Origin of the sequence: Bifidobacterium callitrichos, from assembly GCF_008698085.1 — a bacterium.
Classification (GTDB): domain Bacteria; phylum Actinomycetota; class Actinomycetes; order Actinomycetales; family Bifidobacteriaceae; genus Bifidobacterium; species Bifidobacterium callitrichos.
Window position 1 is genome coordinate 273,527 of sequence record NZ_RZJP01000004.1, and the last position, 14,087, is coordinate 287,613.

Consider the following 14,087-nt stretch of genomic DNA (forward strand, 5'->3'; position numbering starts at 1 on the left):
GTGCGATTCAGTGACGAATCAGATCCCATCCCTCGTTGATGACCTCGGCGTAGATCTCATCCGGGTCGATGCGACGCAGCTCCTCGGTCAGGCAGTCCTCGATCGTGCGCACCGGCACGGAGATCGGCTGCGGTGTCTGACCGGGCATCGAGATCAGCGCCTGATCCTCGTACGGGCGTTCCAGCGACACCACGCCGTCGGCGCGCGTCAGGTACACGCCAGTGACGGCTTCGGCGTCATCCACGTATTCCACGTCGACCGGCACGCCGAGCTTGAGTCGCAGCCATGCGCACAGGAGATCCATAGGCAGGAACTCCTTCGGACCGCTCACCTTCACGGCGGTGATCGGCAGGTGCGGCGGTTGGTCGAGCATCGAGGCGAGCATCGCGCGCCAGACGGTCAGTCGCGTCCACGACAGGTCGACGTCCTCGGGCGTCCAGTTGCGGCGCAGGCGTTCGATCGTCGCCTCCGGGTTGTTGGAGTGCATCGCGTCGGTGAGACGACTGCGGGCCATCGCGCCCATGAGATCCTTCGACGGGTTCGACGGGGCGGTGGTCGGCCACCACGCCACGACCGGCACGTCCGGCACGAGCAGCGGGATGACGAGCGTGTCCGGGTGATTGATGAGCCCGTTGCGGGGACGCAGGATGATGATCTCGCCCGCGCCGGCGTCCGCGCCGAAGCGCACCTGCGCGTTGAGATTCGATCCTGCGGGGCCGTCGGTCAGATCGACCGCCGGATTGTCGGTCTTCTCCATCGCCTTGACATTGTCATCGCCATTGCCGCCGTTGCCGTTGGCAGCGCTGTTGGCCGTCTTGTCCGGCACGATCGCGATCACGCGGCACGGGTGCTCGCGGCTGGCCGCGTTCGCGATGGCCAGCGCGTGCTCCAGATCGGAGTCGTCGGTGGCGATGAGCAGTGTCAGCACGCGGCCGGTCGCCGACTCGCCGCGCTCCTCGTGCAGCTGTTCGATCTTGTGGGCGATTTCGCGCGTACGCGTGTTCGGCATATCGATGATCATGGCATCCTCCAGTGGCGGCCTTCGCGCGCCAGCATCTCATCGGCCTCGGCCGGACCCCACGTGCCTGCACGGTAGGGCTGCGGCTGACCGAGCGTGGACCAGAAGTCTTCAATCGGATCGAGGATCTCCCAGCTGAGGTTCACCTCTTCGGTGGTCGGGAACAGCGGCGGATCGCCGAGCAGCACGTCGAGGATCAGTCGCTCGTAGGCCTCGGGGGAGTTCTCGGTGAAGGAACGGCCGTAGCTGAAGTCCATGTTGACGTCGCGGACCTCCATCGTGGAGCCGCCGGGGACCTTCGCGCCGAATCGCATGGTCACGCCCTCGTCCGGCTGGACGCGGATGACGATCGCGTTCTTGCCGAGCTCGCGCACGGCGGTCTGCTCGAACGGCAGGTGCGGCGCGCGCTTGAACACGACGGCGATCTCGGTGACTCGCTTGCCGAGACGCTTGCCGCAGCGCAGGTAGAACGGCACACCGGCCCAGCGGCGCGTGTCGATGTCCAATTCGATGGCGGCGTACGTCTCCGTGGTCGACTTCGGGTCGATGCCCTTCTCCTCCAGATAGCCGACGACCTCGTGCGAGCCCTGCCAGCCCTTCGCGTACTGGCCGCGGGCGGTGTGCAGCGAAAGATCCTTGGGCAGCCGCACGGCGGAGAGCACCTTGGTCTTCTCCGCCGTCAGGTCCTTGGCGGTGAAGCTCACCGGCTCCTCCATGGCGGTCAGGGCCATGAGCTGGAGCAGGTGGTTCTGGATGACGTCGCGCGCGGCGCCGATGCCGTCGTAGTAGCCGGCGCGGCCGCCGATGCCGATGTCCTCGGCCATCGTGATCTGCACGTGATCGACGTAGTTCGCGTTCCAGATCGGCTCGTACATCGAGTTGGCGAAGCGCAACGCGAGCAGGTTCTGCACGGTCTCCTTGCCGAGGTAGTGGTCGATGCGGAACACCGAACTCGGGTCGAACACCTCGGAAACGACGCGATCGAGCTCCTTGGCGCTGGCGAGGTCATGGCCGAACGGCTTCTCGATGATGACGCGTCGCCACGCGCCCTCGCTCGAGCGTGACAGTCCGGAGGCCGCCAGCTGCTTGGCGACGATCGGGAACGCGCGCGGCGGCACGGACATGTAGAACGCGTGATTGCCGCGCGTACCGCGGTCGCGGTCGAGCTCCTGCACGGTGGCGCTCAGTCGCTCGAACGCCTCCGGGTCGTCGAACGTGCCCTGCACGAAGCGGATGCCGGCGGCGAGGTTCTTCCAGGTCGACTCCTTGAACGGAGTGCGGCAGCGGGCCTTGACCGCGGTCTTGACGAATTCGATGAAATGCTCCTGCGTCCAGTCGCGTCGCGCGAAACCGGTCAGGCCGAAACTCGGCGGCAGCAGACCGCGGTTCGCGAGATCGTACACGGCCGGCAGCAGCTTCTTCTGCGCCAGATCACCCGTGACGCCGAAGATGACCAGACTGCACGGTCCGGCGATGCGGGGCAATCGCAGGTCGCGCGGATCGCGCAACGGATTGATCCATGTGGGTTCTTCACTCATGGTTCTTATCGTAGCCGCGGGCGAGGGGCTTTCGTCAAGGGCGTACCGCGCGGAATGCGTGATTTCGCGCACGCAGGATATAGACCGTGGTTATGACGCGTGTGAACGGTTCAGGTTCAGGCGTGACGCCCCGAATGCCGAGGCCGCTTCATCGGAGCGCGATCAGGGCGATGAGGTTGTTCACGCGGCGAAAGCCATAGGTCATGCGGATGGCGACCTTGATCCGATTGTTGAGCGCCTCGAGCCTTCCGTTCGAGTGGCCCGGCTCGATCGTCCTGAGGTTGTCGGGGCGGTGTCTGATCTTGCGTGAGAGTTCGACGATCTCGGGGATGTGCGAGCGGGACGCCCGGAACATCCAGTGTTTCAATTCGGCCCCGGCCTGCGCGATGGGGGTATTTGGGTAGGTTGCGCAGGAGTTCCCTGAGCTACCAAGCCCGGTAGAGCTGTTCCCCGTCGTGTTTGTTGCGTCCCCTGCTCGTTTTGTCCGCCCGTCTCGCGGGACTCAACGCGCAAATTGCGGGAAATTGCGCTGAGTCCCACGAATCCGGGGGATTCAGCGCGGTTATGGGCGATGTCGTCGCTGAGTCCCACGGCCTGAACGCCCTGCCCTGCGGCCGACTGTCGGTCGTGGAATGGAAATCGTTGGAATTCCGCCGTTTCATGGCGGTGTTGACGGGGCGTTTCCGGTCCGGTGACGGTGCGGGCGGGGGTTGTCGTGGGACTCAGCGCGAAAAACGTGGGGAATCGCGCTGAGTCCCAGGGATTTGCGGGACTCAGGGACGGAATCGGCCTTGGCTGCGCTGAGTCCCTCGCGAGACTGCCGACAACGGACCATGGGAGCGTGCGCAAATGGCGGCTCAATCCGCCAGCAGCCGAAATCCTGGTGGCGCCAGCGGCGCGGGATGCCGCCACGGTCATAGTCCCGGGCCATCCAACGTAGGCGGGATGTTCACAACGAGATGGGGCGAGCGAACATGTCGAGCCATTCATCAGGGATAGAAATGGGAAAGCCTCGAAACCGTTGGAATGATTGGCTTCGAGGCTTGTTCGTGGTGCCCCCCGTGGGATTCGAACCCACAACCCACGACTTAAAAGGACGCTGCTCTAACCGTTGAGCTAGAGGGGCAACATTGCCAAGATACACGTCGTGACACGACAATTCAAGCCATGAAGTGAAACGGCGTTGCGCAGGACACCGGCGTGGGGTCGCGTCAGTCATCTGCCTTGCCATGCTCGTGCTCGCGATCGTGATCACGGGTCAGTTCTCGTATCTCACGTTCGAGTTCCTCGATGAGCCGTTTCTGACGGGCGATGATCTCGTCTCGCGGATCGGCCGGTTGTTCGTCGGCCGGTTGTTCGTCGGCCGGTTGTTCGTCGGCTGATTCATCAGCCGATTCGCGAACGGGTCCGTCAACGGGTTCGGCGATCGGTTCGTCTATTTCGTTCGGTTCCTCATTCGGTTCCTCATTCGACTCATCCGATTCATCCGGTTCGTCCGACTCTCCCGGTTCCTCGTCCGGTTCACCCGGTCTCACACCCGGTTCACCCGGCTCCTCGCCAGGCTCGCCGGCGATCCGGGTGTCCTTCGCCGAAACGTTCTCATTCGGAACGGAATCGTCGTGATCAGCGTCGAAATCGGCCTTCGCGAAAGGGCCCCGAACGAGAATTGAAGCGGGGGGGGGTGTCATTCCGCGGGATGTCGCGCTCGCCGCCTGATCGTCCGTCGTGACATCGCCGTCGGTCGTCACACCGCCATCGGTAGTGACCTCGCCGTCGTCAGCCGCATCGCCGCCGTCGATCACGCTCGTCTGCTCCAGCTCCTGACGCTTCCACCGCGCGAAACAGCGTTCGATGCGCTTGTATCCGACCAGTTTCGGGTCGAGTCCGGCCTCGCGGAACAGCGCCGTCGGGCTTTCGCCGTGACGGTAGCGTTCGAGGCATGCGCGGCGGAAATCATCGGCGTACCTGATCCGCGTCGCACTGGCGCGCGCGACGGCCGGCAACGATTCGAGATAGGCGATCTGTTCCTGAGTGAACGTCATGATCAGTCCCCCTTATCTGTGAGATCCGTGAGATCTGCGAGCCATCCGCGTGCGTCCCCGCGCGAGGGCTGCGATTCCTCCATTGCCAAGGCCGTCGTTCTCGCGCGTACCAACCTTGCGCATATGATAGCCCTGTCGTTTGATTTCGGCCATCACATTCGTGTGAATTGCCATGAATTGCCGTCCGATGAGACATCATCCGTGAACATCCGTGAAAGGGGAACGAATCATGCACACGACCGCCTTGGCCTCCGCCATCTCCGCCATCTCCGCCATCGACCTGAGGAACGTCGATCTGTCGAATCTCGACCTGTCCGCCGTGGACCGGTTCGTGGTGTGGTATGGCACGCTGCCCCAGGAGGTGCGCACGCTGCTGAGCGTCGCCGTCGGCGCGGCCGTCGCGTACGTGATCTTCAGGATCGTCGTGAAGATCATCAAAGGGGTGATCGTGGCCGTGATCGGTGCCGTGCTGGCGTTCCTGCTGACCACCGTTCCCGGCAACATGATCCTCTCCAACGCCTACGATCGCGTCGAACAACAGGTGACCACCAGCATGCAGAGCATGCAGCACTGACCGAATACGCTGAAAGCCCGGCCGATCGGGGCCGGGCTTTCGAGAGAGGAGAAGAAAGGAGAAGAAGGAAGTTCAGTTGTTGCGGTCTGTTCGACTGCAATTCCTATATAACCGCATCTTCTTCAACACTTCATGCGCGTTTCCTGAGAGTTGTATGAGAAGCGCGATGGGACGCGATTCAGCTCACGAATACGTGTTCGTCCAGTCGCTTGAGCGCCTCCTCGACGCGCGTGAGCGGCAGCGCGAAGTTCATCCTGACCGTGTGCGATCCGCCGAACGGGCGGCCGTCCTGCCAGGCGACGCCGACGTCCCAGCCTTGTCTGAGCAGCTCGTCCATTGTCAGTCCGTGCGTCCGGCACCATCCGGAGCAGTCGAGGAACAGCATGTACGTGCCCTGCGGCCGTGCGAGCTCCACGCCTTCGATCGCGTCGAAATACTCGAATCCGGTGCGCAGGTTGTGCGACAGCACCTTGAGCAGCTCGTCGAGCCACGCCTCGCCGTCCTCCGAGTACGCGCCGATGAGCGCGTGCATCGACAGCACGTTCATATGGTTGTATCCCGTGCGTGCGCCGGACGATTCCAGCCGATCGCGCAGGTATCTGTCATAGACGATGTGATAACTGCCGATCAGTCCGGCCAGATTGAACGTCTTGCTCGGCGCGTAGAACGCGATCGTGCGATTGCGCGCATCCTCGCTCACCGACTGCGTCGGGATGTGGTGATGCGTGTCGAGGATCAGATCCGACCAGATCTCGTCGGAGATGACCACGCATTCGTTCGCGCGATACACCTCCATCGCCCGCTCGATCTCCTCGCGTTCCCACACGCGGCCGGTCGGATTGTGCGGCGAGCAGAACACGGCGATGTGGATGTTGCCGGCCTTGAGCCTGCGATCCATGTCCTCGTAGTCCATGCGCCACACGCCGTCGGCGTCGCGCTTCAACGGGCTGTGCTCGATGCGGTATCCGGCGCCCTCGATCGCATGCATGAAGCCGATGTACGTGGGGGAGTGCACGAGGATCGACTCACCCGGCGCGGCGAACGCGCGCAGCGCCGACACCAATCCACCGAGCACGCCGTTCTCGTACCCGATGTGTTCGGGCCTGAGCCCCTTCACGTCGTTGCGCCGGACCTGCCAGTCGATGATCGCGTCGAAGTACCGGTCGGTCGGCTCGAAATAGCCGAACAGCGGGTGCTCGAGTCGACGCGCGATCGCACGGGTGATGGATGGCGCGGTCGCGAAGTTCATATCCGCGACCCACATCGGAATCGCGTCGAATCCGGGCATCGGCGCTCCCGGCGCCATGCCGTCCCTCCGCCCGATGGCGTCGACGGCCAATGCGTCATGGCCGTGACGTTCGGGAACCGTCGTGAAATCGAACGTGGTGATCAAACCCTCATCACCTCATGCGTAGATGTTGCGCGGACGCATGTCGTCCGGCAGGCCCTCCAGCAGCGTCTGGACGGAACCCTCCTCGAACACGGAGCGGATGCCCGCGGCCAGCAGCGGCGCGACGGACAGCACGGTCATATTCGGCAGTCGCTTCTCCTCGGGGATCGGCACGGTGTCCATCAGCACGATCTCCTTCGCGCCGCACTTGGACAGACGCTCGACGGCCGGGCCGGAGAGCAGACCATGCGTCGCCACCAGCGTGACGGAGCGGGCGCCGGCCTCGCGCAGCGCGCGCACGGCCTCGCAGATCGTGCCGGCGGTGTCGATCATGTCGTCGACGACCACGCAGTCGCGATCGAGCACGTCGCCGATAATGCCGTGGGCGACCGCATGGTTCGGGCGCGTGATGTCGCGCGTCTTGTGGATGAACGCGAGCGGAACGCCGCCGAGCTTCGCGGCCCAGCGCTCGGACACCTTGATACGGCCGGCATCGGGGGAGACGACGGTGGTGTTCTCCAGCGGCATGTGGTTGCGCACGTAGTCGATGAGCACGGGGGTGGCGGTCAGGTGGTCGACGGGCGCGTCGAAGAAGCCCTGCTCCTGGGCGGCGTGCAGATCGACCGTCATGATGCGGTCGGCGCCGGCGGTGCGGAACAGATCGTAGATGAGACGCGCGGTGATGGGTTCACGTCCCTGATGCTTCTTGTCCTGACGCGAGTAGCCCATGAACGGCGCAACCACGGTGATCGTGCGGGCGGAGGCACGCTTGAGGGCGTCGATCATGATGAGCTGCTCCATGATCCACTTGTTGATCAGTCCGGAGTGGCATTGCAACACGAAAATGTCCGCGCCGCGCACCGGTTCGGTGAAGCGCACGTACATCTCGCCATTGGCGAAGTCATAGGCCGTGGTCTCAAGCACCTTCGTGCCGAGGCACGCGGCGACCTGATCAGCCAGCTCGGGGTATGCGCGGCCGGTGACCAGCGCCATACGTTTGTCCGGAGTGCCTTCAAGCAGCGACGACATGTTTCGTTTCCGTCCTTCGTGTTTTTCCGCGTACGTAATGTCAGTGTGCCTATATCGGGCCATCGGGTCGGCGCGATGGCGCCGGGCCCTCGAAACAGCTTCTCACCAGTGTACTAGGGGCCTTGGGAAAAGCCCGCGGGCGTTGCGCGTGTGTTCATGTCGCACCGATGCGTTATCTTGGTGAAGTTGTGTTTTGTGGCCCTCGCGGCCGCGGAACAGTAACGCGTAAGCACACTCCTGCCGCGGAAAGTCCGTGGCCGAATAGTCCGAAGGAGGTGGGTGATGTCTGCGCACAAGTACGAACTGATGTTCATCGCCGATCCTGAGCTGGATGAGCGCGGTCTGAAGAAGCTGACCGAGCAGTATCTCGAGCTCGTCACCAAGGAGGGCGCCGTTGTCGATGAGCCCGATTACTGGGGCCGTCGCAAGCTCGCCTACGAGATCGCCGGTAAGACCGAAGGCAACTACGTCGTGGTGACCTACACCGCCGAGCCCGCTGTCAGCGATGAGCTCGACCGTGTCCTCAACCTCAACGAGTCCGTGATCCGTACGAAGATCCTTCGTAAGGACGCCAAGTAAAGCGTAAAGCGTTAGCCCAGCGTTCGCGCTGGATATGGATAAGAAGGTAGCGTCATGGCAGGCGAAACCACGATCACCATCATCGGCAATCTCACCGCGGATCCCGAGCTGCGAACCATCGGTTCCGGCGCGACCGTGGCGAGCTTCACCATCGCGTCGACGCCGCGCACGTACAACCGCCAGTCCGGCCAGTTCGAGGACGGTCAGGCGCTGTTCATGCGTTGCTCCGCGTGGCGTGACCTCGCCGATCACTGCGCGCAGTCCCTGTCCAAGGGCATGCGCGTGATCGCGCAGGGTCGTTTGCAGCAGCGCTCCTATCAGGCGCAGGATGGCTCCAACCGCACCGTCGTGGAGATGACGATCGACGAGATCGGCCCCTCCCTGCGGTACGCCACCGCTCAGGTGACCCGCCAGTCGTCCGGTCAGGGCGGCTTCGTGGGTCGTCAGGGCGGCAATGGCGGATTCGCCGGTAACAACGGCGGATACGGCAACGGCGGCAACGGCGGCTATTCCGGCGGTGCCAGCTATTCCGGCGGCAACGGCTACCAGGGTGGCGGCTCCTTCGGCGGCGGTCAGCAGACCGCTGCGCAGGCCCCGTCCGCTCCGGCGCAGAGCCAGGCTCCCGCGGCCGATCCGTGGAGCAGCGACGCCGGCTCCGGCTCGAGCTTCTCGACGTTCGGCGGCTCCTCCGATTTCGGTGGCGGCTCCGACGACGATCCCGAGTTCTGATCCCGGTCCCGGTCCGGTCCGATATCCAGCCAGTCGCATTCGCGCTGGCCAATGATTCTTAACGCACAGGGCGCCATGCGTCCGAAACTTCCAAGCATCACATCGTAAATAAGGAGAACATCATGTCACGCAAGAGGCCGCAACCGCCGGTCAAGCCGTTCAAGAAGAAGCCGAACCCGCTGAAGGCCGCCAAGGTCACCGAGATCGATTACAAGGACGTCGCGCTGCTGCGCAAGTTCATTTCCGATCGCGGCAAGATCCGTTCCCGTCGTATCACCGGTGTGACCGTGCAGGAGCAGCGTGAGCTCGCGAAGGCGATCAAGAACGCCCGCGAGATGGCCCTGCTGCCGTACGCCACGTCCGGTCGCTGAGTTAGGAGCTGAAGAACATGGCTGATACCAAGGTTATTCTCACTCAGACCGTTGCCAACCTCGGTCACTCCGGTGACGTCGTCGAGGTCAAGGCCGGTTACGCCCGCAACTTCCTCATCCCGCAGGGCCTTGCCTTCGCGTGGAACAAGGGTGCCGAGGCCCAGATCGTCGCCATGAAGCGCGCCCGTCTGGCCAAGGCCGTCGCCACCCGCGAGGACGCCGTCGCCGCCAAGGCTGCCATCGAGGGCTCCGCCGTCGAGATCGCCGCCAAGGTGTCCGAGTCCGGCAAGCTGTTCGGCTCCATCTCCAAGGAAGCCATCGCGATGGCTCTGCTCGACAAGGCTCCGGTTGATCCGAAGGCCATCACCGTCGAGTCCATCAAGACCACCGGTGAGTTCCCGGCTGAGGTCCAGCTCCACCCGGAGATCTCCGCGAAGTTCTTCGTCAAGGTCGTCGCCGAGTGATTGATTCCGGCGAGTCGCTCTCACGCGCCTGTCGCGACGAGGCATCGCCGGACCCCATCAGACTGCAGGTCTGAGCTTAAGCACTGAGAACCCCGCTGCATCCGCGCGCGTTAATGCGCACGATGCAGCGGGGTTCTTGTATGTGCGCGGGGTGGTGCGGTGTGTGCGGGAGGTGGTGTGTGGTGTGGCTCGGATGACAGGAATCTCTCGCTAAGCGGACTCTAAGCAAGAGATCGTAGGTATGGCGTAATGACGATCTCTCGTTGAGCGGCTTTCAGTGAGAGATCGCTGCCGGATATAGGCGGTGACCTCTCACTGATCGGCTGTTGACGGGATATCTTCGTGAGGCTATAACGGGAACCTCTCGCCAGAAAGGTCTCTATGAGAGATCGATCTCATCTGATGGCGGTTATCTCTCGCGGGGCGGTTTCTCGGCGAGAGATTGTCGTTACGCTGTGACGGGATTCTCTCGTTAGGAGCCCTCGTTGTACCGATATGCACCGTTGAGCCGTGAATCGGATAATCGCGGACCTGCCGTGTAAATCGCGACACGCCGAAGGTTGCGCTCAGGTGAAATGCGTGTATATTAATCACCTGTTGCAAGGAACACTTCAACATCTAACCAATGCCCCTGTAGCTCAGTTGGTTAGAGCAGCTGACTCTTAATCAGCGTGTCCAGGGTTCGAATCCCTGCGGGGGCACAATTAAGGCACTGACCTGAGGTCAGTGCCTTTTTCGTTTATATACACCCCTACTATTCCTGCGAGCAGGACGGATGGCGGTGGATCCTGCGGTATCGGACGTTCCGGATGCATATGGGGCTTTGAATACGGTGGATCCTACGGCATTGGACGAAATGTGGCCCCGTTGCGGGTTCCAAACGTTCGATGCCGTAGGGTCCACCGTTCTGCGGGCTGCGGGAGTGCGTGAGACGTCCGATCCTGTAGGATCGAACGGCGCGACACGCGGGAGCGGAGGCGGGTTGCGTCAGAATCAGAGTCGTGTATATTAGTCACCTGTTGCAAGGAACACTTCAACGTCTAACCAATGCCCCTGTAGCTCAGTTGGTTAGAGCAGCTGACTCTTAATCAGCGTGTCCAGGGTTCGAATCCCTGCGGGGGCACAATCAAGGCACCGACTTCAGATCGGTGCCTTTTTCGTTGTGCGGTGTGCTCTGTCGGTATCCCAGAAATGATGACATGCATTTCTGAGAATGATTGACCTCACCCTAGCATGGGAAGGGCCTGTTGTTCGGGGCGTCCATTCAGACACATGAAAGGCACATATTGTGAAATCGTTCCGCGTAATAACAGCATTGTTGGTTCCGCTTGGGATGCTTGTGGTGACCCTTTGGCCAACAAACTTGAACTAGGACGAGCTTTTCGATGCGATGTAGGCGTTCGCTTGGTTTGGGGCCTTGCCATAGTCCTCGTATACGTCCTTCTGGCATTCAGAATGGCGCCGCATATGCGATCCGTGCTCTTGACTGCGGTGGTGAACAGCATCGCATGCGTCGTCAGCATTGTTGTGTCCTGGGCTAGACCGTACCGGCCCACTGCCGTCATTATGATCCTTCTGACCGTAATGATTGGTTCGTCCATCGCGTTGGCCATTTGTTTCCCGCACCTTCCCCTGACGGACATCTTCGTCATGGCAACTGCCATATCCACTCTTGTCGTGGCGAATCGCAGCCACCGGAAACCTGCGGAACCCAGTCGGAAGTAGCGATTGCAGCGTTTCGGAAGGGAGGGCTCGGTTCAGCCCTCGGCGTACACTTAGGTCGTTTGCCTGACGCATGTTGCGTCTCCGTCGCATTGTCGTCTTACCAATGCGCTGTACCGCAATCACGACACAAGAGGAAAAGAAGAGCAGTGGAATACTCCCTCATGACCAAATTGGCCGCCGAGTTCTTCGGCACCGCCATCCTGATGATCTTCGGCAACGGCTCCGTGGCCAACGTCGAGCTCAAGAACACCAAGGGCCATCACGCCGGTTGGCTCAACATCGCCATGGGCTACGGCTTCGGTGTGATGTTCCCGGTGCTCATGTTCGGTGCGATCTCCGGCGCGCACATCAACCCGGCTATGACCATCGCACAGGCCGTCAACGGCCTGTTCCCGTGGAGCGACGTGATGCCGTACATCGTCGCCCAGCTGCTGGGCGCCGCTCTCGGCCAGTTCATCGTCTACCTGACCTACTACCCGCACTACAAGGAGACCGAGGATGCGGACGCCATCTTCGCCACCTTCTGCACCAGCGATGCGGATGACAAGAAGGTCAACTACTTCCTCAACGAGATGTTCGGCACGCTCGTGCTGGTCTTCGGCGCGCTGTGCTGCCTGCTGGACCCGTGGGGCGAGAAGGATCCGGCCGCGGCCGCGATCGTCGTCGGCTTCATCGTGTGGGGCCTCGTGACCTCCATGGGCGGCCCGACCGGCCCTGGCCTGAACCCGGCCCGCGACCTCATGCCGCGAGTGCTGCACGCCATCCTGCCGATTCCGTCCAAGGGCTCCTCGCGTTGGGGTGAGGCGTGGATCCCGGTCGTCGCCCCGATCGTCGGCGCGATCATCGGCTGCTGGCTGTTCACCATGTTCTTCGGCTGATCGCCAGTGCGAAGATCCTGATCTCATCGCAGCAGCAATGGGAAGGGCTCCGATCCCCGTAAGTGGGACCGGAGCCCTTCCCATTGCTGCTGTATCGCCCGGCTACGCCACCCTCGCGCCCCAGATCGACTGGTTGCCTCCGATGGCGGAGAACGTCAGCGTGGGCGTGTGGTCGCGTTCGTCGGGCAGTACGGCGAACACGCCCGTATAGGTCACGCCGTCGATGGTGATGGCCATGTCGCTGGCGCAGCAGCGTACACCGGCCGGGGTCTCGCCGATCAGTCGCCATGATCCGCGGGTGACCGGGCCGTCGGTGGACCGCGGCAGGTTCGCATCCGGGGTGTCGAAGAAGTCGATCGCCTCGCCACTGGTCACCCTGCCGTCCGCCTCCAGCGTGATGGACTCCGGGCGATTGACGCCGAAATACGCGCCGTCATCGGTATGGATGCCGTTGAAGAAGGTGTGCGGGTCGTGACGCACCAGCTCGTATCGTCCGGCGCGCGCCGACGGGTGGGACGTGAGGGCGGGGCCGCAGTCGGCGTGCATCTGCGGCGCGACGGCGGCCCCGCCCTGATAGAGGAACGGCGCGGCGGTCAGCCAGCCGTCCGCGGTGGGCAGCAGCTCGCGGATGTGCGACTCGTATTCGCCGTCGTCGCGCCCGACGAAGCGCGTGTGGTAGACGAGGAACAGTCTGCCGTCGCTGCTGCGCGTGAGCACCGAATTGTGCCCTTGCGACGCCTCGATGTCGCGCTCGTGCGCGGGGGAGAATCCCCATTCGACCGAGGAGGTGAGGCGGATGCCCGTGTCCTTCTCGTGATTGTCGGGGATCTCGCCGTTGGAGATCGCCGGATTGCCGTTCTGATCGACGTACGGGCCGATGAGGTTCCGTGAGCGGAACAGCCGCACCTGATAGCCTCCGGTCCGGCCGAGCCAACCGTACGACATGAACAGGTACCACCAGCCGTCGTGCCGGACGAAATACGAGCCTTCACCCGAATTCCAGTAGCCGCCGGCCACCTTGACGCCGTAGTACGGGTCGGAGGCGTCGTGTACGAGCGGATAACGGACGCGATAGTCGCGTAGACCGGTGGCGGGGTCGAGCTTGAACATCCAGATGCCGCCGAACCATGAGCCGAAGCTCATCCACAGTTCGCCGTGCGTGCAGCGGATCGGCGCGGCGTCGATCGCGTTGATCCGCGTGTCCTTCAGCGACATGTATCGGCTCAGATCGCCGTGGGCGGCCGCCTCTCCCAGCACGCGCGGCACGTCGGTGCGATCCACGGTGTCTGGGGAGAAGCCGGAGTAGACGACCGGGCCGACGTACGTCCAGTCGCCGTCGAGCCGATCGGCCGTCAGTAGCACGATGACCGACCGGAACTCGTGCCCGTTGACCGACAGGTACATGCACCATTTGCGCATGGTCTCGTTCCAGATCACGTCCGGAGCCCACGTGTTGCTGGTCAGATCGGGGTTCTCGGGCTGCTCCGGCCAGTCCTTCCAGATATCGCCGAGCAGGGCGTACGGGTCGCGGCTCAGGTTGTTCTCGAAGGGCTCCCAGTGCACGAGATCGATGCTGCGCGCGAACTGGCGGTGCGTGCCGACGATGTAGTACGTGCCGTGGTCCTCGATGATGGCCGGATCGTGGATGAGCGCGGGCGTCGCGTTGCTCGACGGGGCGCCCGACGGGACCGTCGACGTGGCGGCCGACGTGGCGATGTGCTGTTCCTCCATGGGGATTCCTCGCTTTCGT

Annotated in this window: 13 protein-coding genes and 3 tRNA genes; 8 read left to right on the forward strand and 8 right to left on the reverse strand. The window is 63.0% G+C overall.

The window, feature by feature from the left end; genetic code table 11:
- Window positions 1–7: 7 nt before the first annotated feature.
- The 5 genes from EMB92_RS09860 to EMB92_RS11950 all read right to left on the reverse strand — a co-directional run bounded on the left by EMB92_RS09860 (window position 8) and on the right by EMB92_RS11950 (window position 4,598).
- Window positions 8–1,021, reverse strand: coding sequence for a glucose-6-phosphate dehydrogenase assembly protein OpcA (locus EMB92_RS09860; RefSeq protein ID WP_150394735.1), 1,014 nt, complete (start codon window positions 1,019–1,021; stop codon window positions 8–10).
- The gene (gene zwf / locus EMB92_RS09865) at window positions 1,018–2,556 is read right to left on the reverse strand and encodes a glucose-6-phosphate dehydrogenase (RefSeq protein ID WP_107043829.1); all 1,539 of its coding nucleotides are present in this window, start codon (window positions 2,554–2,556) and stop codon (window positions 1,018–1,020) included. Before zwf ends, EMB92_RS09860 begins: the two co-directional genes overlap by 4 nt.
- Window positions 2,557–2,704: 148 nt before the next feature.
- Complete coding sequence (locus EMB92_RS09870) at window positions 2,705–2,944, reverse strand: transposase (protein WP_223847702.1); 240 nt, start codon at window positions 2,942–2,944, stop codon at window positions 2,705–2,707.
- A gap of 662 nt (window positions 2,945–3,606) precedes the next feature.
- A tRNA-Lys gene (locus EMB92_RS09875) sits at window positions 3,607–3,682 on the reverse strand.
- Window positions 3,683–3,767: 85 nt separating this feature from the next.
- The gene (locus EMB92_RS11950) at window positions 3,768–4,598 is read right to left on the reverse strand and encodes a hypothetical protein (protein ID WP_150394737.1); all 831 of its coding nucleotides are present in this window, start codon (window positions 4,596–4,598) and stop codon (window positions 3,768–3,770) included.
- A gap of 229 nt (window positions 4,599–4,827) precedes the next feature.
- On the opposite strand from EMB92_RS11950, the gene EMB92_RS09885 reads away from it, so the two are divergent.
- Complete coding sequence (locus tag EMB92_RS09885; RefSeq protein ID WP_150394738.1) at window positions 4,828–5,172, forward strand: hypothetical protein; 345 nt, start codon at window positions 4,828–4,830, stop codon at window positions 5,170–5,172.
- A gap of 178 nt (window positions 5,173–5,350) precedes the next feature.
- On the opposite strand, the gene EMB92_RS09890 is transcribed toward EMB92_RS09885, so the two are convergent.
- Both EMB92_RS09890 and EMB92_RS09895 read right to left on the reverse strand, forming a co-directional pair.
- A complete protein-coding gene (locus EMB92_RS09890; protein WP_223847690.1) occupies window positions 5,351–6,565 on the reverse strand; it encodes a MalY/PatB family protein in 1,215 nt (404 codons plus the stop codon).
- Between the two features lie 12 nt (window positions 6,566–6,577).
- A complete protein-coding gene (locus EMB92_RS09895; RefSeq protein ID WP_150394739.1) occupies window positions 6,578–7,591 on the reverse strand; it encodes a ribose-phosphate diphosphokinase in 1,014 nt (337 codons plus the stop codon).
- 282 nt (window positions 7,592–7,873) lie between these two features.
- Here EMB92_RS09895 and rpsF point away from each other — a divergent pair, with 282 nt between their 5' ends.
- From rpsF to EMB92_RS09930, 7 genes are all read left to right on the forward strand, one after another.
- Window positions 7,874–8,170: a 30S ribosomal protein S6 gene (gene rpsF, locus EMB92_RS09900; RefSeq protein ID WP_043167353.1), complete on the forward strand. Its 297-nt coding sequence runs from the start codon at window positions 7,874–7,876 to the stop codon at window positions 8,168–8,170.
- Window positions 8,171–8,224: 54 nt separating this feature from the next.
- The gene (locus EMB92_RS09905) at window positions 8,225–8,899 is read left to right on the forward strand and encodes a single-stranded DNA-binding protein (RefSeq protein WP_107043823.1); all 675 of its coding nucleotides are present in this window, start codon (window positions 8,225–8,227) and stop codon (window positions 8,897–8,899) included.
- Between the two features lie 122 nt (window positions 8,900–9,021).
- A complete protein-coding gene (rpsR, locus tag EMB92_RS09910; RefSeq protein ID WP_093961239.1) occupies window positions 9,022–9,270 on the forward strand; it encodes a 30S ribosomal protein S18 in 249 nt (82 codons plus the stop codon).
- A 17-nt stretch (window positions 9,271–9,287) separates the two neighbouring features.
- Window positions 9,288–9,734 (forward strand): 50S ribosomal protein L9, encoded by a 447-nt coding sequence (rplI, locus tag EMB92_RS09915; RefSeq protein WP_107043822.1) that lies wholly within the window; start codon window positions 9,288–9,290, stop codon window positions 9,732–9,734.
- Between the two features lie 627 nt (window positions 9,735–10,361).
- A tRNA-Lys gene (locus tag EMB92_RS09920) sits at window positions 10,362–10,435 on the forward strand.
- A 348-nt stretch (window positions 10,436–10,783) separates the two neighbouring features.
- A tRNA-Lys gene (locus EMB92_RS09925) sits at window positions 10,784–10,857 on the forward strand.
- Between the two features lie 748 nt (window positions 10,858–11,605).
- Complete coding sequence (locus EMB92_RS09930) at window positions 11,606–12,337, forward strand: MIP/aquaporin family protein (RefSeq protein ID WP_043167238.1); 732 nt, start codon at window positions 11,606–11,608, stop codon at window positions 12,335–12,337.
- Between the two features lie 102 nt (window positions 12,338–12,439).
- Here EMB92_RS09930 and EMB92_RS09935 read toward each other — a convergent pair whose 3' ends face one another.
- Window positions 12,440–14,068 (reverse strand): glycoside hydrolase family 43 protein, encoded by a 1,629-nt coding sequence (locus tag EMB92_RS09935; protein WP_150394740.1) that lies wholly within the window; start codon window positions 14,066–14,068, stop codon window positions 12,440–12,442.
- Window positions 14,069–14,087: the final 19 nt, after the last annotated feature.

Bases quoted from the DNA above. Each gene is read 5' to 3' on its own strand.
- EMB92_RS09860 (WP_150394735.1), bottom strand. From the start codon at position 1,021: ATGATCATCGATATGCCGAACACGCGTACGCGCGAAATCGCCCACAAG.
- zwf (WP_107043829.1), bottom strand. From the start codon at position 2,556: ATGAGTGAAGAACCCACATGGATCAATCCGTTGCGCGATCCGCGCGAC.
- EMB92_RS11950 (WP_150394737.1), bottom strand. From the start codon at position 4,598: ATGACGTTCACTCAGGAACAGATCGCCTATCTCGAATCGTTGCCGGCC.
- EMB92_RS09885 (WP_150394738.1), top strand. From the start codon at position 4,828: ATGCACACGACCGCCTTGGCCTCCGCCATCTCCGCCATCTCCGCCATC.
- EMB92_RS09895 (WP_150394739.1), bottom strand. From the start codon at position 7,591: ATGTCGTCGCTGCTTGAAGGCACTCCGGACAAACGTATGGCGCTGGTC.
- rpsF (WP_043167353.1), top strand. From the start codon at position 7,874: ATGTCTGCGCACAAGTACGAACTGATGTTCATCGCCGATCCTGAGCTG.
- EMB92_RS09905 (WP_107043823.1), top strand. From the start codon at position 8,225: ATGGCAGGCGAAACCACGATCACCATCATCGGCAATCTCACCGCGGAT.
- rpsR (WP_093961239.1), top strand. From the start codon at position 9,022: ATGTCACGCAAGAGGCCGCAACCGCCGGTCAAGCCGTTCAAGAAGAAG.
- rplI (WP_107043822.1), top strand. From the start codon at position 9,288: ATGGCTGATACCAAGGTTATTCTCACTCAGACCGTTGCCAACCTCGGT.
- EMB92_RS09935 (WP_150394740.1), bottom strand. From the start codon at position 14,068: ATGGAGGAACAGCACATCGCCACGTCGGCCGCCACGTCGACGGTCCCG.